At 60.9% G+C, this 18050-nt stretch carries 19 protein-coding genes and 1 tRNA gene; 12 read left to right on the forward strand and 8 right to left on the reverse strand.

Annotated features, from left to right (window positions below):
* Positions 1-68: 68 nt before the first annotated feature.
* Positions 69-1772 carry a 30S ribosomal protein S1 gene (gene rpsA / locus AC4CWH_RS15860; protein ID WP_210103971.1) on the reverse strand — a complete coding sequence of 568 codons (1704 nt, stop codon included), beginning with the start codon at positions 1770-1772 and terminating at the stop codon, positions 69-71.
* 170 nt (positions 1773-1942) lie between these two features.
* Positions 1943-2578 carry a (d)CMP kinase gene (gene cmk / locus AC4CWH_RS15865; protein WP_491319488.1) on the reverse strand — a complete coding sequence of 212 codons (636 nt, stop codon included), beginning with the start codon at positions 2576-2578 and terminating at the stop codon, positions 1943-1945.
* A 302-nt stretch (positions 2579-2880) separates the two neighbouring features.
* Here cmk and AC4CWH_RS15870 point away from each other — a divergent pair, with 302 nt between their 5' ends.
* Together AC4CWH_RS15870 and AC4CWH_RS15875 are read left to right on the forward strand one after the other, a co-directional pair.
* Positions 2881-3267, forward strand: a complete 387-nt coding sequence (locus AC4CWH_RS15870) for a TIGR02300 family protein (RefSeq protein WP_491283007.1) — start codon at positions 2881-2883, stop codon at positions 3265-3267.
* A gap of 152 nt (positions 3268-3419) precedes the next feature.
* Positions 3420-3495: transfer RNA gene (locus tag AC4CWH_RS15875), tRNA-Ala, on the forward strand.
* Positions 3496-3635: 140 nt separating this feature from the next.
* Here AC4CWH_RS15875 and AC4CWH_RS15880 read toward each other — a convergent pair.
* Positions 3636-3890: a hypothetical protein gene (locus AC4CWH_RS15880; RefSeq protein WP_210103977.1), complete on the reverse strand. Its 255-nt coding sequence runs from the start codon at positions 3888-3890 to the stop codon at positions 3636-3638.
* A 192-nt stretch (positions 3891-4082) separates the two neighbouring features.
* Between AC4CWH_RS15880 and AC4CWH_RS15885 the strand changes: the two genes are divergently transcribed.
* From AC4CWH_RS15885 to AC4CWH_RS15910, 6 genes are all read left to right on the forward strand, one after another.
* Positions 4083-4661 (forward strand): DNA-3-methyladenine glycosylase, encoded by a 579-nt coding sequence (locus AC4CWH_RS15885; protein ID WP_491319489.1) that lies wholly within the window; start codon positions 4083-4085, stop codon positions 4659-4661.
* 144 nt (positions 4662-4805) lie between these two features.
* A complete protein-coding gene (gene kynU / locus AC4CWH_RS15890) occupies positions 4806-6011 on the forward strand; it encodes a kynureninase (RefSeq protein ID WP_491319490.1) in 1206 nt (401 codons plus the stop codon).
* A gap of 38 nt (positions 6012-6049) precedes the next feature.
* Complete coding sequence (gene kynA, locus AC4CWH_RS15895) at positions 6050-6847, forward strand: tryptophan 2,3-dioxygenase (protein WP_491321444.1); 798 nt, start codon at positions 6050-6052, stop codon at positions 6845-6847.
* A gap of 34 nt (positions 6848-6881) precedes the next feature.
* Positions 6882-7709 (forward strand): hormone-sensitive lipase, encoded by an 828-nt coding sequence (locus tag AC4CWH_RS15900; RefSeq protein ID WP_491319491.1) that lies wholly within the window; start codon positions 6882-6884, stop codon positions 7707-7709.
* Between the two features lie 114 nt (positions 7710-7823).
* The gene (locus AC4CWH_RS15905; RefSeq protein ID WP_491319492.1) at positions 7824-8534 is read left to right on the forward strand and encodes a YoaK family protein; all 711 of its coding nucleotides are present in this window, start codon (positions 7824-7826) and stop codon (positions 8532-8534) included.
* A 4-nt stretch (positions 8535-8538) separates the two neighbouring features.
* Positions 8539-9321 carry a YdcF family protein gene (locus tag AC4CWH_RS15910; RefSeq protein ID WP_491319493.1) on the forward strand — a complete coding sequence of 261 codons (783 nt, stop codon included), beginning with the start codon at positions 8539-8541 and terminating at the stop codon, positions 9319-9321.
* A gap of 3 nt (positions 9322-9324) precedes the next feature.
* Here the strand turns inward: AC4CWH_RS15910 and AC4CWH_RS15915 are convergent, their stop codons facing one another.
* Positions 9325-9798: a hypothetical protein gene (locus tag AC4CWH_RS15915; RefSeq protein ID WP_491319494.1), complete on the reverse strand. Its 474-nt coding sequence runs from the start codon at positions 9796-9798 to the stop codon at positions 9325-9327.
* Between the two features lie 128 nt (positions 9799-9926).
* On the opposite strand from AC4CWH_RS15915, the gene AC4CWH_RS15920 reads away from it, so the two are divergent.
* Positions 9927-10577, forward strand: a complete 651-nt coding sequence (locus AC4CWH_RS15920) for a trimeric intracellular cation channel family protein (RefSeq protein ID WP_491321445.1) — start codon at positions 9927-9929, stop codon at positions 10575-10577.
* A gap of 23 nt (positions 10578-10600) precedes the next feature.
* On the opposite strand, the gene irrA is transcribed toward AC4CWH_RS15920, so the two are convergent.
* On the reverse strand, positions 10601-11017 hold the full coding sequence (irrA, locus tag AC4CWH_RS15925; RefSeq protein WP_491319495.1) for an iron response transcriptional regulator IrrA: 417 nt from the start codon (positions 11015-11017) through the stop codon (positions 10601-10603).
* Between the two features lie 292 nt (positions 11018-11309).
* Between irrA and fabA the strand changes: the two genes are divergently transcribed.
* Genes fabA through fabI form a run of 3 tightly spaced genes read left to right on the forward strand, consistent with a single transcriptional unit; the run spans position 11310 to position 13902 of the window.
* Positions 11310-11825 (forward strand): 3-hydroxyacyl-[acyl-carrier-protein] dehydratase FabA, encoded by a 516-nt coding sequence (gene fabA / locus AC4CWH_RS15930; protein ID WP_491319496.1) that lies wholly within the window; start codon positions 11310-11312, stop codon positions 11823-11825.
* Positions 11826-11867: 42 nt separating this feature from the next.
* Positions 11868-13091, forward strand: coding sequence for a beta-ketoacyl-ACP synthase I (gene fabB / locus AC4CWH_RS15935; RefSeq protein WP_491319497.1), 1224 nt, complete (start codon positions 11868-11870; stop codon positions 13089-13091).
* A 4-nt stretch (positions 13092-13095) separates the two neighbouring features.
* Entirely contained in the window at positions 13096-13902 is an 807-nt protein-coding gene (gene fabI, locus AC4CWH_RS15940; protein ID WP_491319498.1) for an enoyl-ACP reductase FabI, read from the forward strand.
* Between the two features lie 84 nt (positions 13903-13986).
* Here fabI and AC4CWH_RS15945 read toward each other — a convergent pair whose 3' ends face one another.
* The 3 genes from AC4CWH_RS15945 to rpsO all read right to left on the reverse strand — a co-directional run bounded on the left by AC4CWH_RS15945 (position 13987) and on the right by rpsO (position 17984).
* Positions 13987-15003, reverse strand: a complete 1017-nt coding sequence (locus AC4CWH_RS15945) for a class I SAM-dependent methyltransferase (protein ID WP_491319499.1) — start codon at positions 15001-15003, stop codon at positions 13987-13989.
* Between the two features lie 185 nt (positions 15004-15188).
* Positions 15189-17330 (reverse strand): polyribonucleotide nucleotidyltransferase, encoded by a 2142-nt coding sequence (gene pnp / locus AC4CWH_RS15950; protein WP_491283032.1) that lies wholly within the window; start codon positions 17328-17330, stop codon positions 15189-15191.
* Positions 17331-17714: 384 nt separating this feature from the next.
* Positions 17715-17984 carry a 30S ribosomal protein S15 gene (rpsO, locus tag AC4CWH_RS15955; RefSeq protein WP_491319500.1) on the reverse strand — a complete coding sequence of 90 codons (270 nt, stop codon included), beginning with the start codon at positions 17982-17984 and terminating at the stop codon, positions 17715-17717.
* Positions 17985-18050: the final 66 nt, after the last annotated feature.

Consider the following 18050-nt stretch of genomic DNA (forward strand, 5'->3'; position numbering starts at 1 on the left):
ACGAAAAAACCCGCCGGATTTCGCATCCGGCGGGTTTCTTTATTCAGTCAGCGTCTAACCGAAAACGATTAGTCGTTGGTGCGGTTCTTCAGGGCTGCGCCCAGGATGTCGCCGAGCGAGGCGCCAGAGTCGGACGAACCGAACTGAGCCACGGCTTCCTTCTCTTCTGCGATCTCGAGAGCCTTGATCGACAGCATGACCTTGCGGTCCTTCTTGGAGAAGTTGACGACGCGGGCATCGAACACCTGGCCAACCGAGAAACGCTCCGGACGCTGATCGTCACGATCGCGTGCGAGGTCGCCACGGCGGATGAAGGACGTGATGTCTTCGTGGGCCACGAGCTTCACTTCAACACCACCGTCGTTAACGGCGATGACTTCGCACGAAACGACAGCGTTCTTGCGCAGTTCGCCAGACGTTGCAGCTTCACCAACCGCATCGCGGCCGAGCTGCTTGATGCCGAGCGAGATGCGCTCCTTGTCGACGTCCACATCCAGAACGACAGCCTTGACGACGTCGCCCTTGTTGAACTCTTCAATGACCTGTTCGCCCGGACGGTTCCAGTCGAGATCCGACAGGTGAACCATGCCGTCGACATCGCCGTCGAGACCGATGAAGAGACCGAATTCGGTCTTGTTCTTCACTTCGCCTTCGACTTCAGTGCCGGCCGGATGGCTGAAGGCAAATGCCTGCCACGGGTTTTCCAGCGTCTGCTTCAGGCCAAGCGAGATACGGCGCTTGGACGGATCGACTTCGAGAACGACAACGTCGACGTCCTGCGTGGTCGAAAGGATCTTGCCGGGATGAACGTTCTTCTTCGTCCAGGACATTTCGGAGATGTGGATGAGGCCTTCGATGCCCGGCTCCAGCTCAACGAATGCACCGTAGTCGGTGATGTTCGTGACGGTACCGGAAATCTTCTTGCCGACCGGGTACTTGGCCGAGATGCCATCCCACGGATCCGACTCGAGCTGCTTCATGCCGAGCGAGATGCGGTGGGTTTCCTGGTTGATGCGGATGATCTGAACCTTGACCGACTGGCCGATGTTCAGGATTTCCGACGGATGGTTCACACGGCGCCATGCCATGTCGGTGACGTGCAGCAGGCCGTCGATGCCGCCGAGGTCAACGAACGCACCGTAATCGGTGATGTTCTTGACGACGCCGTCAACAACCTGGCCTTCTTCGAGGTTCTGCACGATTTCCGAACGCTGTTCGGCACGCGATTCTTCCAGAACCGTACGACGCGAAACCACGATGTTGCCGCGACGCTTGTCCATCTTCAAGATTTCGAAGGGCTGCGGGTTGTGCATCAGCGGGGTAACGTCGCGGATCGGGCGGATGTCCACCTGGCTGCGCGGCAGGAAGGCAACGGCACCATCCAGATCGACGGTGAAACCACCCTTGACCTGGTTGAAGATGACGCCTTCGACGCGTTCGCCGGCTTCGAACTTGGCTTCGAGCTTGATCCAGCTTTCTTCGCGGCGAGCCTTTTCGCGCGACAGAACAGCTTCGCCCAGCGCGTTTTCGATGCGCTCGACATAAACTTCGACTTCGTCGCCGACTTTCAGCGTGCCGTCTTTGCCCTTGGCGCCGAATTCCTTCAGGGGAACGCGGCCTTCAACCTTGAGGCCGACGTCGATGACGGCGACGTCCTTTTCGATCCCGGTGACGATACCCTTGGCTACATAGCCTTCAGCAAGGTCGTTCGTGACGAAGGATTCTTCGAGGAGGGCTGCGAAATCCTCCCGCGTGGGGTTTGCTACTGACATGATATCTCCTGGTCGTGTCCCTTGTTCGGACACGGATGGCGCCGGGGGGTTTGTGTTAAACATACCCAAAGAACAAATCCGCCCGTCTTCGATGAGAGGGCAATCCGGCGCGGGGATCCGAGCTTTGGGTCAGGCACTGCAATTGCGCGCGCCGGAAACCCGGCAGGTCGTCAATCTTTTTTCAACGCGGCGCCGATGATGACCGATGCTGCCTCAAACGCGGCCTCTATACTCATTTCCGAGGTATCAAGCAAGTGCGCATCGGCGGCCGGTTTCAAGGGGCTGTCGGCGCGGCCCATGTCGCGCTCGTCCCGCAGCTTCACATCGGCAAAGATGGTGTCGAAATCCGCGTGCTTGCCGGAGGCGACGATCTCATCATAACGGCGGCGCGCACGCACTTCGGGTTTCGCCGTCACATAAAGCTTTACCGGAGCATCCGGGCAGACCACCGTGCCGATATCGCGCCCGTCGATCACCGTTCCCGGTTCGCGCTGCGCAAAGGCGCGTTGCGCCTCCACAAGCGCCCGCCGCACCGCCGGCATGACGGCAATCTTGGACGCCGCCTCGCCGATGGCATGGGCCGAGAGGACCGAGCGATCAAGACCGGCGAGATCCACCTTCCGCGCCATCGCTTCCGCCACCGCCTCGTCATCGAGCGGAAGACCGGCGTCGAGAAGCGCCTTGGCGGTGGCGCGATAGGTGAGGCCCGTATCGAGATGGTGGAAACCATAGGTTTGCGCAATATGGCGAGACAGCGTTCCCTTGCCGGCGGCTGCCGGTCCGTCGATGGCAATGGTAAAGGTCATCAAAAACTCCGGGGCGGATCTTTTTCCTGCAGCACTTCGCTTAGCGGAAAACACGCAGGCGTGCACGCCTTCTATACCGTTGGCGATCCCGCTTAAGGGATGATGCAAAGCCTGCCTTTGAGGCGCCTCCGGCATAAAGAAGAATGGCGGGCATCAATGGTTTTCCCGGAAATCCGGGCGTTTGGCAGGCAAAGTTTGCCTTTGACATGCTCTGGGACAAGCATTAAGGGGACCGGCTAGCATTTTAGCGCCGCCTTTGCGGCAACGCCGAATTGATCGGCCATTCTCACGGGGCATCGACAGTGGCAAAAGCGGAACTTGGTACCAAGCGCACCGACCCGGATACGGGCAAAAAATTCTACGACCTCAACCGCGACCCGGTTGTGTCGCCTTATTCCGGCAAGTCCTGGCCGCTCTCCTTCTTTGAAGAGACGACGGCCCAGATGAAGATGGAACAGGCTGAAGAAGAAGAAGTCGCCGAAGTCGATACGGAAAACACCGATGTCGAACTCGTCTCGCTCGAAGAGGGTGACGAAGCGGCAGCCGGCGACGACATTCCCGATATCGGCGACGACGACGTGGAAATCGACGGCGACGACGACGACACCTTCCTCGAAGCCGATGAAGATGATGATGACGACGACGTCTCCGGCATTATCGGTGTCGGCGGCGACGACGACGAGGTCTAAGACCTTGATTTTTGGGCCCGGACGAAAAAAACGTCCGGGCTTTTCATTTTTAGGCTTGCGCTCCGAAACCACCGGAAGTAATAAGCCGCCACCCCGACGAAAGCAGCGCTTTCAAGGGGTTCCCGGAACCGGTTAATTCCCGGTACCCTGATGGGGCTATAGCTCAGCTGGGAGAGCGCTTGCATGGCATGCAAGAGGTCAGCGGTTCGATCCCGCTTAGCTCCACCAAATCTTTTCCCGCCGAAATGCGAAACCACTACCAAACGGAACAACGCGATAGCATTGTGCGTGTAGACGCTTAACCGCGCTTGCGCTGCGCGGTACGCTTTCGGTTTGCCTGATTGCTATTGCTTGATTCGGCGCCCGCCTCAGCGCCGCGGTTCGCCGCCCGGCGCATACACGCTTTTGCGCGCGAACAGGAACTTGTGGCCGCATTGGCAGCGCAGCATGTATTTTTTGGGGTCGCGGGCGGCAAATTCGGTGGTGAAGCCCTTGGGCATCTCGTCGATGGCAAAGCCCGGGTCCTTGCGGCGCGGGTCGTCGTCTTCCGACACCTCGGCAAAGCCGGAGTGTCCGCATTGCGGGCATTCGAGTTTTCGGGAATATCGGTCGCGTGCAGCCATGCCGGGGTCATTAGACGCTCGCTCCTTGCCTGACAAGACCAGACGCCGGAGAGATCGGCCAGAAGCGGCTCCCGTTCGATGCGGGAAACCTTACGTATCGCGGCAACTCTTGCCCCGGCACTTGACGTGGGAAGCCTTGCATCCTGGATCAGGTCGGGCGAAAACGCCGGTCAGCGACCGGAGCATATCATCATGCAGCATCACGCTTTTTTTGACCGAAGCGCCGTCACCGTTGCGCAAGACCTGATAGGTGCAACGCTGACCGTAGACGGTGCAGGCGGCATGATTGTCGAAACCGAGGCTTATGAGCCGGATGAGCCGGCTTCCCATAGTTTTCGCGGGCCAACGCCGCGCAACCGCACCATGTTCGGTCCGGCGGGCCATGCCTATGTCTACCGGTCCTATGGCATTCACTGGTGCCTGAATTTCGTCTGTCGGCCGGGCAGCGCCGTCCTCATCCGGGCCCTTGCCCCCGTGACCGGGCTGGAGGAGATGGCAAGGCGGCGCGGGCGCAGCGACCCGTTAACGCTCTGTGCTGGCCCCGGACGGCTGGCGCAGGCGCTCGGTATCGACATCGCGCTGGATGGCGCGCCGCTGGATGAGCCGCCGTTTGTGTTGGACGCGGCCACCACCCCTCCCCTTGTCGTCAGCGGGCCGCGAATTGGCATTACCAAGGCAATCGACCTTCCGTGGCGTTTTGGCCTCAAGGGATCAGCGCATCTCAGCCGCCGTTTCCCGCCGGAGGGGCGGGCGCTGCCATCCGGTGCATAAATCGGACGATGAGACAGAATATCTAGTTTAAACTTAAAATGTTTTGGGTATCATGCTGGAAACGCCCGATGCGGCGGCAGAAAACAAGGGCATGAACATGGACCGGTCGGGGGCGGCAAAATCCTCCTGTGGGGCGACGAGAGAATGACGGATTTCGAAAAGACGCGCGCGCTGTTTCACATGCCGGACGGCGTGATTTATCTCGATGGCAATTCGCTTGGGCCGCTGCCCGTGGCCGCAACCGAACGCGTGCGCGCCCTGATGGTGGACCAGTGGGGCGAGATGCTGATTCGCGGCTGGAACCAGGGTGGCTGGATGGCGACGCCACGCCGGATCGGCGACCGGGTGGGCCGGCTCATCGGCGCGCCTGCCGGAACCGTCGTCATGGGCGATACGCTGTCCATCAAGGTGTACCAGGCGCTGGCGTCTGCCCTGCAACTGGCCGCAGAGCGCGATCCCGCCCGGCGCGTCATCCTCTCCGACAGCGGCAATTTTCCCTCCGATCTTTACATGGCCGAAGGGCTGATCAAATCGCTCGACCGCGGTTATGTGCTGAAAGTGGTCGATCCGCTGGCGGTGGAAGAGGCCATCGACGAGACGGTGGCGGTGACCATGCTGACCGAGGTCGATTACCGCACCGGACGCCTGCACGACATGAAGGCGCTGACGAAAAAGGCGCATGACGCCGGCGCGCTCACCGTCTGGGATCTCGCCCATTCCGCCGGCGCCATTCCCGTCGATCTCTTTGGTGCCGACGCCGATTTTGCCGTCGGCTGCACGTACAAATACCTGAATGGCGGGCCGGGCGCGCCGGCCTTTATCTATGTGGCCCCGCGTTTTGCCGATCAGGCACGCCCTGCCCTTTCCGGCTGGCTTGGCCATGAAAAACCATTCGCCTTCGATCTTTCCTATCGCCCGGGCGAAGGCATCGACCGCATGCGCGTCGGCACGCCGCCGATCCTGGCACTTGCCGCCCTCGACGCGGCGCTTGACGCCTGGGACGGCGTCGACATGGCTGATGTGCGCGAAAAATCCATCGCGCTCTGCGACCTGTTCATCGCTGAGGTGGAGGCACGCTGCCCGTCGCTGACGCTTGCCTCACCGCGCGACGGCAAGAGCCGCGGCAGCCAGGTCTCCTTCCTGCATGAAGAAGGTTATGCCATCATGCAGGCGCTGATCGGGCGTGGCGTGATCGGTGATTTTCGCGCACCGAACGCCATCCGCTTCGGCTTCACGCCGCTTTATATCGCCGAGCGGGACGTGGTGTCTGCCGTCGATGTTCTCGCAGATATCATGGACAACAAACTCTGGGACGCGCCCGAGTTCAAGCAGAGAGGCGTTGTGACGTGACGACAAAGCCCTACAATCCGGCTGAGGACGGCGCCGAAATGTCGTTCCGCGAAAAGATGTCCTACACCGACTACCTGCAGCTTGACCCGATCCTGTCGGCGCAGAAGCCGCTGTCTTCCGCGCATGACGAAATGCTGTTCATCATCCAGCACCAGACCTCGGAGCTTTGGATGAAGCTTGCGATCCACGAGATCCGCTCGGCGATTGCCGCGATCCGCCGGGACGAGCCGCAGCCGGCCTTCAAGATGCTGTCGCGGGTGGCGCGCATTTTTGAACAGCTGAACAATGCCTGGGACGTTCTGCGCACCATGACGCCGAGCGAATATACCGATTTTCGCGATGCACTCGGCCAGTCCTCCGGTTTCCAGTCGGCGCAGTACCGCGCCATTGAGTTCCTGGCCGGCAACCGCAACCTTGCCATGCTCGGTCCGCATAGCCACCGGCCGGATCTGCTGGCCCACCTGGAAGATATTCTGGCCCGCCCCAGCCTTTATGACGAAGCGATCCTGCTTCTTGGCCGCAACGGCTTTGACATCGGCGCCGATGGCGAGCGGACGAGTTTTCGCGAAAAGCGCACGGAAAGCGAAAAGGTGCTGGAAGCCTGGCGACAGGTCTATGCCGCGCCGTCGCGCTACTGGGATCTCTACGAGCTTGCCGAAAAGCTGGTGGATTTCGAGGATTATTTCCGCCGCTGGCGGTTCAACCATGTCACGACAGTGGAGCGGGTCATCGGCTTCAAGCGCGGCACCGGCGGCACATCCGGCACGCATTACCTGAAGAAGATGCTGGAAGTGGAACTGTTTCCAGAACTTTGGCGGGTGCGCACCGTTCTCTGACCGATCAACGCAACTTCTGGCGAGGCCATCTTTCATGCTCTTTCACCGGATCGACGACTGGGACGACGCCTATACCAATGGCGCCAATATTCCGCGTGGCGAGGAATGGCCGAACCACTGGGTGGCGCCGGCCCTCGCCTATCGTGAAGAACTGGCCGCCGAGGGCCGCGCGAAGCTCGACCTGTCCTATGGTGACAGGCCGCGCAACCGGTTCGATCTGTTTCTGCCGGAAGCCACGCCAAAGGGCTTGGTCGTCTTCGTCCATGGCGGCTACTGGCAGGCGCTCGACAAGAGCTACTGGTCGCATCTGGCCAAGGGCAGTGTCGACAGCGGTTTTGCCGTCGCCATGCCGTCCTATACACTCTGCCCCGAGGCGCGGGTCGGCGATATCGTTCAGGAAATCAGCGCGGCAATCTGTGATGCCGCAACGGAGATCGATGGTCCGATCCACCTCACCGGCCACTCCGCCGGCGGGCATCTGGTGACGCGGATGATGGCCAGGACCTCGCCGCTGCCGGGCGAGGTGCGGGCGCGGGTGAAAAATGTCGTGTCCATCTCCGGCGTGCATGATCTGCGCCCCCTCGTCCACACCGGCCTCAACACGAAGCTTCAGCTTTCTCCGGACGAGGCTGCGGCCGAAAGCCCAGTTCTCATGGAACCCGGCACTGGCGGGCGGTTGTTCTGCTGGGTGGGCGGCAACGAGCGGGCGGAATTCATCCGCCAGAATGCCCTGATGGCCAGCATGTGGCTGGGGCTTGGTGCGGAAACCGGCGCCTATATCGAACCCGACCGGCACCATTTCAATGTCATCGATGGTCTCGCCGACAGCCACCATCCGCTGACGCTCACGCTGCTGTCATGATGCGACGCAAACTGTGAGCCGGCGATATCGCCAGGACATTTCCTTTGGGCAGTTGGACCGGCTAGGCTCTCGCGAAACATCACCGGCCCGATGATTCGGGCTGCAGAGGGCGACATGACACGGGAAAGACGGCGCAGGATCATTCGTGTTCAACGAACGGGCATGGGGCTTGCGCTGGTGGCGGCGATTTCCTTCATCGCCGGCATGACCGATGCGATCGGCCTGCGCCTGTCCGGCGATTTCGTCTCCTTCATGACGGGCAATACCACGCGTGCCGCCATTGCGATTGCCGATGGCGATGTGCATCACGGGCTGGTGCTTCTGGGTGCCGTCTTTGTGTTCGTGCTGGGCAATGCCGCCGGCATCATCGTCGCGCATCTGGTCAGACGGCGCATGTTCGGCGTTCTCTCAGGCGTTGCAATGTTACTGTCGCTGGCCTCCATGCTGCAGGATCCGGCCCTGCATCTCCTGCGGTTCTACGTCGTGGTTCTTGCCATGGGCATGGTGAACGCCACCGTGGAGCACATCGAGGGCCTGCCGATCGGGCTGACCTATGTGACAGGCGCCCTGTCACGCTTCGGACGCGGCATCGGGCGTTACATCATGGGCGAACGCAAGATGGACTGGACCATTCAGGCGGTTCCGTGGCTTGGCATGATCAGCGGCGCGCTGTGCGGCGCCGTCCTCGGGATCGCCCTGCCGGATGATGCCCTGTTCATCGCCGCAGTGCTGACACTGTTGGTCGCTCTATCGACGCTTCTGATACGTCGCACGCTGCATCATCGCTACAACCAGCGTATTTCCCGTAGCCCCAGCGCCAAGTGAGTGAATGTTTTATCTGTCGAAAATCTTCTGGCTGCTGGTGCAGCCGTTGTCGCTCGCCTTCTTCCTGACCTCGCTCGGGGCTCTCGCTGCATTTTCCGGCATGCGGCGAACAGGTGGCACGATGGCCGCTGCTGCGGCCCTTGTCCTGGTTGTCACGCTCTACACCACGACCGGAAATCTTCTGCTGCAATCGCTGGAGAACAGGGTGGTGCGGCCACAGACGGATCCGGTGGACATATCCTGCATGATCGTGCTGGGCGGCGCGATTGAAAACGAGGTGATGAGCGGCCGTGGCGGCATCGAGCTGAACGCGGCAGCCGATCGTTATACGCAGGCGCTGCGGCTGGCGCTGATAAACCCCGCGGCAAAAATCCTGATTTCCGGCGGCGATGGTTCCTTCAGCGGCGCCTATGAGGGCGAGGCCGGTGCCGCCGAGCGTTTCTTTTCCGCCTATGGCATTTCGCCGGCGCGGCTGATCAAGGACAATACCTCGCGCAACACGTTTGAAAACATGTTGAACACGCGCGACCTTCTCGCCCGCGAAGGACTTGGCCCCTGCCTTTTGATCACCTCGGCCTTCCATATGCCGCGATCAATGGCGCTGTTTGACAAGGCGCGCCTGACGGTGACGCCGTTTCCGGTCGATTACCGTACGAGCGGTACGGTGACAGCCGGTTTCGATTTCACCCAGCCATCGCTCAACGCACAGAACATGTCGACGGCCGTGCGGGAGTGGCTGGGCCTTTTCGGTTATTACGCGGCGGGCCGTATCGACTGGCCATTCTGACACCTACTTGCGCGAAATCGTCGTCATCTTTGCGCCGCGAACGCGCACGGTCATCTGGCAGGGCACGTCATCGCTGCGGTCGCAGAATTTCGGGTTCATCTTGAAGACAAAAACCATGTTGCCGAAGCGTTTGACGAAATCGTAGCCAAAGATCTGCGCGGTCGCCATCATGAAATACCCGCCTTCCTTGACCTGAAGGTAGAAATTATGCGGGCAACCATCGGCGTCGCAGCCGACGCCTTTTTCTCCATTGCAGGTGATGGCACCATGATTGGCGATGGCATCGATGATGCCGTCATTGTTGATGTCCATGCGCGTGATGAAATCGTCATCGTAGGCAACGCTGTCGCATTGCGCCTTGAAATGATCCTTCTCGTAGATCTCGGGATCGCTGAGCAGGGATTGCTGGGCAACCGCTGCCGCAGGCAGAAACGCCAGCAGGATCGCCTGCAGAAGGATGATCAGTATTTTCGCCACGCCTTGGTCTTTCCCGCTTGTTTGTCTGTAGACAAGGGCCCGGCCGCGATGGCGGCAGGCCTGATGCGAGGATATGATGCAGCATGCCGCTTGCGCGACGCTGGCGTGCCGGGGGAGGCGAAAATTTCATGTCGCTGCTGATGATACTGGATTATGCGGGCGTTGGCCTGTTTGCCGCGACCGGCGCACTTGCCGCCTCGCGCAAGCAGCTCGATCTCATCGGTTTCCTGTTTTTTGCAGCCGCAACCGGCATTGGCGGCGGAACGCTGCGCGATCTGGTGCTTGGGCGCACGCCGGTGTTCTGGGTGATGGATCCGACCTATCTGGTGATCTGCGCCGGCGTCGGCATCTTCGTGTTCCTGACGGCCCACCGGGTGGAATGGCGCTATAAGCTGCTGATCTGGCTCGATGCAGTCGGGCTGTCCGCCTATAGCGTGATGGGTGCCGCCAAGGGCTTTGCCACCACGGGATCGCTCACCATCGCGATCGTTACCGGCACAATGACGGCAACTTTTGGCGGCATCCTGCGCGATCTCATCGCCAACGAACCGTCGATCCTCCTGCGTCCGGAAATCTACGTGACGGCAGCGCTTGCGGGGGCAACGGTGTTTACCGGCGCAAACCTCATCGGCCTGCCGCTGCCGGTCAGTTCCGCAGCAGGATTTGCTGTCGCTTTTGCCCTTCGCGGCGGGGCGCTGTATTATGGCTGGACCTTGCCACGTTACCGCGCACGGCCGGGACGGCCGCCGGACGAGGCGTTGAAAAAACGGAAGAAATAGAGGTTTTGCGCAGGCGAAACGCCTTAAACCTTCTTCTCGCGCAGCCGGATGATCACATCGACATGGGCGATTTCCATGCCGTCAGGCGCCTCCGGCAGATTGCCGATTTCGAGGTTGCTGACGGGAATATCGAGAACCTCGTTGCGGCCCTCGACGAAGAAATGGTGGTGATCCGACACGTTGGTGTCGAAATAGGTCCGCGCGCTTTCCACCGCGAGAACGCGGATCAGGCCTGCCTCGGTAAACTGGTGGAGCGTGTTGTAAACGGTCGCAAGCGAAACAGGCACGCCGGCGGTGCTCGCCTCCTCGTGCAGTTCCTCGACGGTGAGATGGCGATCGCCCTTGGCAAACAGAAGGTCGGCCAGCGCAACGCGCTGCCGCGTTGGCCGAAGCCCGCAGTGGCGCAATCTGGTTTCCACATCGGTGATGGCATCAGCCATGGGTGAGGCAAGCTCCTGTAAAGCCGGTATTCTCGAGTTTTGCATATAACTTTTAAACGCGGTGCTTTCAATAGCACGCAAGCTCCAGTCATGAAGCGGCTGCCGAGGAAAATGCGAAATTTTGCATCAGAAGCCTCTGGTTTGCCGGGTCTCGTTCCTATATGCCGACCTGAATCAATCTGGATCGGCCCCCTTGGTAAAGACCGGGGAGCGGATTCATGCGCTTCAATTTCCGCCGCTCTTGCTTTAAACAGGCGCAAGGACCGGCGAAGAGGGGGAACGGACAGGCCTCATGGACAGCAGACAATCGAGCTTCTCTTATGAAGAAATACTGACCTGCGCGCATGGAAACATGTTCGGACCAGGCAATGCACAGCTGCCCCTGCCGCCCATGCTGATGTTCCACCGCATTACCGAGATCTCGGAAACCGGTGGCCCGAACGACAAGGGCTTCATCCGGGCAGAATTCGATATCACGCCGGACCTCTGGTTCTTCCCGTGCCATTTCGAAGGCGATCCGGTGATGCCGGGCTGCCTTGGCCTTGATGCCATGTGGCAGCTCACCGGCTTTTACCTCGGCTGGCTTGGCGAACCCGGCAAGGGCCGCGCCCTCTCCACCGGCGAGGTCAAGTTCACCGGCATGGTGACGCCGAAGACCAAGCTTGTCGAATACGGCATCGACTTCAAGCGTGTCATGCGCGGCCGCCTCGTTCTCGGCATCGCTGACGGCTGGATGAAGGCCGATGGCGAAGTCATTTACCGCGCCACCGATCTGCGCGTCGGTCTCTTCCAGGAAAAGGCCGCCTGACGGCCAGCCGCCTGCTTAAAACGAACTGAAAAGGTCAATCTCATGCGACGGGTAGTTGTCACAGGTTTGGGTGTCGTTTCCTCCATCGGCAATGATGCCGCCGAGGTCACCGCTTCTCTGCGCGATGCGAAATCCGGCATCTCCTTCTCCAGCGATTTTGCCGAACATGGCTTCAAGTGCCAGGTCTGGGGCAAGCCGCAGCTCGATCCGACCGATCTGGTCGATCGCCGCGCCATGCGGTTCCTCAGCCAAGGCGGCGCCTGGAACCATGTGGCCATGAAGCAGGCGATTGCCGATTCAGGGCTTGAAGAAACCGATTACGCCCAGAACGAGCGCGTCGGCATCATCATGGGTTCGGGTGGTCCCTCCACCCGCACGCTGATCGAAGCGGCCGACATCACGATCAAGAACAACAGTCCGAAGCGCATCGGCCCGTTTGCCGTGCCGAAGGCCATGTCCTCGACGGCGTCTGCCACGCTTGCCACCTGGTTCAAGATCCACGGCGTCAACTATTCCATCTCGTCTGCCTGCTCGACGTCTGCGCATTGCATCGGCAATGCCGTGGAAATGATCCAGTGGGGCAAGCAGGACATGATGTTTGCCGGCGGCCACGAGGACCTCGACTGGACGATGTCGAACCTGTTCGACGCCATGGGTGCGATGTCTTCGAAATACAACGACACGCCCTCCACCGCTTCGCGCGCCTATGACGTCAGCCGCGACGGTTTCGTCATCGCCGGTGGCGCTGGCGTTCTGGTTCTGGAAGAGCTGGAGCATGCCAAGGCCCGCGGCGCCAAGATCTATGCGGAAGTGGTCGGCTACGGCGCCACCTCCGACGGTTATGACATGGTGGCCCCATCGGGCGAAGGCGCCATCCGCTGCATGCGCCAGGCGCTGGCAACGGTTGACGGCAAGGTTGACTACATCAACACGCACGGCACCTCGACGCCCGTGGGCGACGCCAAGGAAATGGGCGCCATCCGCGAAGTGTTCGGCGATGCGATGCCGCATATCCAGTCCACCAAGTCGCTGACGGGCCATTCGCTGGGTGCGGCCGGCGTGCAGGAATCGATCTATTCCCTGCTGATGATGCAGGCCGGGTTCATCGGTGAAAGCGCTCATATCACGGATCTCGATCCGGAATTTGAAGGCATGCCGGTGGTGCGCTCGCGCATCGACGACGCCAAGATCGACATTGCCCTTTCCAATTCCTTCGGGTTCGGCGGCACCAACGCCACGCTCGTCTTCCAGCGTTATAACGGATAAGACCATGAGCGGACTAATGCAGGGTAAGCGCGGCCTCATCATGGGGGTCGCGAACAATCATTCGATTGCCTGGGGTATTTCGAAGGCGCTGGCCGCCCAGGGTGCCGAGCTTGCCTTCACCTACCAGGGCGATGCGCTGGGACGTCGGGTCAAGCCGCTGGCCGCCGAAGTGGGCTCCGATGTCGTGCTTCCCTGCGACGTGGAGGATCTTGCCTCCGTGGATGCCACGTTTGACGCCATTAGGGAGCGCTGGGGCAAACTCGACTTCGTCGTGCATGCCATCGGCTTTTCCGACAAGAACGAGCTGAAGGGCCTCTACGCCGACACCACGCGGGAAAATTTCAGCCGCACCATGGTGATTTCCTGCTTCTCGTTCACCGAGATTGCCAAGCGGGCCGCCGAGCTGATGGGCGAAGACGGCTCCATGCTGACGCTGACCTATGGCGGCTCCATGCGGGTGATCCCGAACTACAATGTCATGGGCATCGCCAAGGCGGCACTGGAATCCTCCGTGCGGTATCTTGCCGCCGATTACGGCCCGAAGGGTATTCGCGTCAACGCGATCTCCGCCGGTCCCGTACGCACGCTGGCCGGCGCCGGCATTTCGGATGCGCGCGCCATCTATTCGTGGAACCAGAAAAATTCCCCGCTGCGCCGCACGGCGACCATCGAGGATATCGGCGGCTCCGCACTTTATTTGCTGTCGGACCTGTCGCGCGGCGTGACCGGCGAGATCCATTACGTGGATGCCGGCTACAACATCACGTCGCTGCCCTCGCTCGACCGGCTGCGCAACGCCGATTCGGAATGACCGCTTCGACATCGTTCATGAAAAAGGCCCCGGGATCATCGATCCCGGGGCCTTTTTCTATGGGTCTCGCGTCAGCGTGAAGCGTTACTTCTTCGCCTGAAGAACCTTGAAACGGGCGTTGCGGCAGACTTCGCCGCTTTCCTTGAACTCGGTGGCCAGCACCGGCTCATAGGGCAGGCCACGATTGGCCACCATCAGCAGGCGACCGCCGATGCGAAGCGCCGATGCTGCCGCCTTGATGAAGGATTGGCCGATTTCCGGATCGGCCGCATGGCCTTCGTGGAAGGGCGGGTTCATGATGACGAGATCGTATTTTTCCTTGACCGGCTCGGCCGTCAGGTCCTGCCAGAAGAAACGCGTCGGAAGCTCCGGGCAATTGCGGGCAAGATTCTTCTTGGCGCATTCCAGCGCGCGGTGATCGGCCTCGAACAGGTCGATGCGGTTCACCCGCGGCGAAGCATCCGCCAGCATCACCGAGAGATAACCCCAGCCGGCGCCGAGATCAGCGGCATTGCCATCGAAATCGCGCGGCAGGCGGCTTGCCAGAAGTTCCGAGCCCGCATCGGCATGTTCGTGCGAAAATGTGCCGGGCACGGCTTCAAAGCGCGCGTCGATGATCGAGACGGGACGGCGGAAGGATGCAAGGGCCGCATCGACATCATCAGGGCGCTGGAACCACACAACGACGCCGTGATATTTCGGCATGTAATCGATGGTAAAACCGAGGTTGAGCAACTGCTTGCGCAGCGGCTGGATGCCATCTTCCTTGGAACCGGCAACGGTGATCATGCCGCCCGGCTTCACGCGGGCAAGCGCTTCGGCCATGTTGTTGTCGTTCTCGCCGCGATGTTTGCCGCAGAGCACGAGCGCACCGTCATAGTCCTCACCTTCCGGCTCCGGCACGATATGCGCGCCAGCGACCGACAGCGGGCGGTAGAGAGGCCGCAGCGGCTGGACATTGGTGATTGTGGCGCCAAAGCCTTCCGGCAGGCGCGGGCCGCTCTCGGCGGCCAGAAACAGGATGCGGGAGCCCTCGCCGGGCATCGGCAGCGTGCCGGTGGCGAAGGGATGGAACAGCGTTTTCACGGCGTCGCGGATCATGAAGAGTTTCCGATCTGTGGAGCGTGCGCCATGAGCCTGGCCGACAAACGCTCGATCTTTGAGGTTGGGGCTGATGCCGCTCACCGATGAGAGTGCCGCGACTGCCCGAAGTGGGCCAGAAGGCCCGAATAGGAAAAGGGCGCGGAAACTTTCCGCGCCCCAGAGGTCATCCGGATGCGAGCGCCTTATTCGGCGGCTTCGCCTTCCTTCTTCTTGTCGGCGGCGATTTCCTGGCCGGTCGTCTGGTCGACAACCTTCATGGACAGGCGAACCTTGCCGCGCTCATCAAAGCCCATCAGCTTGACCCAGACCTTCTGGCCTTCCTTGACCACGTCCTGCGTCTTGGCAACACGATCGGAAGCCAGCTGCGAGATGTGCACGAGGCCATCGCGGGCGCCGAAGAAGTTGACGAAGGCGCCGAAATCGGCGGTCTTCACAACCGTGCCTTCGTAGATGGCGCCGATTTCCGGTTCTGCGACGATCGAGTGGATCCACTTGCGGGCCGCTTCGATCTCCTTGCCGGAGGACGATGCGATCTTGATCGTGCCATCGTCTTCGATGTTGATCTTGGCGCCGGTCTTTTCAACGATTTCGCGGATAACCTTGCCGCCCGAACCGATGACTTCACGGATCTTGTCGACCGGGATGTTCATCACTTCGATGCGCGGGGCAAATTCGCCGAGCTGGCTGCGGCCTTCGGTGATGGCGTTCGCCATTTCGCCGAGGATGTGCTTGCGGCCACCCTGAGCCTGGCCGAGCGCGACCTTCATGATCTCTTCGGTGATACCGGCGATCTTGATGTCCATCTGCAGCGAGGTGATGCCGTCAGCGGTGCCGGCAACCTTGAAGTCCATGTCGCCGAGGTGATCTTCGTCGCCGAGGATGTCGGAGAGAACCGCAAAGCGGTCGCCTTCAAGGATGAGGCCCATGGCAATACCAGCCACCGGCTTTGCCAAGGGAACGCCGGCATCCATCAGGGCAAGCGAGGTGCCGCAGACGGTTGCCATCGAGGACGAGCCGTTCGACTCGGTAATCTCGGAGACGACGCGCAGCGTGTAGGGGAACTGGTCAGCCGAGGGCAGCATCGGGCGAATGGCGCGCCAGGCAAGCTTGCCATGGCCGATTTCGCGGCGGCCTGGGGAGCCCATGCGACCGGTTTCGCCGACCGAGTAGGGCGGGAAGTTGTAATGCAGAAGGAAACGTTCCTTGTACATGCCGGTGAGGCTGTCGACATACTGTTCGTCTTCGCCGGTGCCGAGCGTGGCGACAACGATCGCCTGCGTTTCGCCGCGGGTGAAGAGGGCCGAACCGTGGGTGCGCGGCAGGATGCCGACTTCCGAAACGATCTTGCGAACGGTTTCGAGGTCACGACCGTCGATGCGGCTCTTGGTGTCGAGGATGTTCCAGCGAACGATCTTCGCCTGCAGGTGCTTGAAGACGGCGCCGATCACTTCGGCAGTGTACTTCGGCTCAGCGCCCTCGGGGAAGAAATGTGCCTTCACCTTCGCCTTGACGGCGTCGACGGCAGCGTAACGTTCAGCCTTCTGGGTGTTCTTGTAGGCGGCGCGCAGTTCGGCTTCGAAATGCTGCAGCATTTCGGCTTCGAGAGCGGAATGATCTTCCGGTTCGAATTCGCGCGGCTCCTTGGCGGCCACTTCAGCAAGCTTGATGATCGCATCGATCACCGGCTGGAAACCGCGATGACCGAACATGACAGCGCCGAGCATGACGTCTTCGTTCAGTTCCTTGGCTTCCGATTCCACCATCAGGACGGCGTCCTGGGTGCCGGCAACCACGAGGTCGAGAACCGATTCGTCCATCTCGTCGAGATGCGGGTTCAGAACATATTCGCCGTTGATATAACCAACGCGCGCACCACCGACCGGGCCCATGAAGGGAACGCCCGACAGCGTCAGCGCAGCCGAAGCAGCCACCATCGACAGCACGTCCGGATCGTTTTCAAGGTCATGCTGGATGACGGTGACGACGACCTGGGTGTCGTTCTTGTAGCCTTCCGGGAAAAGCGGGCGGATCGGACGGTCGATCAGGCGGGAAACCAGCGTTTCCTTTTCCGACGGACGACCTTCGCGCTTGAAATAGCCGCCCGGGATCTTGCCGGCGGCATAGGTTTTTTCCTGGTAGTTGACGGTGAGCGGGAAGAAGTCCTGGCCCGGCTTCGGCGACTTGGCCGACACGACGGTGGCGAGAACGACCGTTTCGCCGTAGGTGGCGAGAACCGCGCCATCAGCCTGACGGGCGATCTTGCCGGTTTCCAGCTTCAGCGGGCGGCCTGCCCACTCGATTTCGACGGTATGGGTATTGAACATGGTATGTCCTTCGTAGCGCGGCGGTGCGGCATCGGCCTCCAAAAAGGGGAAACCGGAGGGCCGCGCGGCCAGCGCAATGCGACACGATCACGGGCAAGACAACGGGAGGCTTTCAGGGTCGATGCGGTGTCTTCCGCAGCGCGCTTGGCAAAGGCCCGGCCGGTGACGGCATTAAAGGCATTGCCCGCTGGCGCCCGTACTCGGGAACGTCAGCGAAAGCATCCGGCAATCCTGCCCCATGACAGGTCATCGGTTACGTTCGGCGGTCCGGCCATCCGGCCCACCAGTGCCGTTCGGTATCGAACGGTTCATGTGTTTGCCGGGCACGTCAGGCCCGGATCGGAAACCGGCGGACCGTCTGTTCGACGGCCCGCCGGAGATGTGTTAGCGGCGGATGCCGAGGCTGGTGATCAGCTTCGTGTAACGAGTCTCATCCTGCTTCTTGACGTAGTCGAGAAGCGAACGGCGGGTCGAAACCATGGTCAGAAGGCCACGACGCGAGTGGTTGTCCTTCTTGTGACCCTTGAAGTGTTCCGTCAGGTTGGTGATACGCTCGGTCAGGATTGCGACCTGAACTTCCGGCGAACCGGTGTCGCCTTCCTTGATTGCGTATTCCTTGATGAGGGCGGCCTTGCGCTCTGCAGTGATCGACATCGTGAATCCTTTCGATGTGAGGATGGAAGGGGTCGCCATAGGCCGGGATGTCGTCCAGCCTTGGCC

The organism is Neorhizobium sp. PAMB6716 (assembly GCF_058242805.1).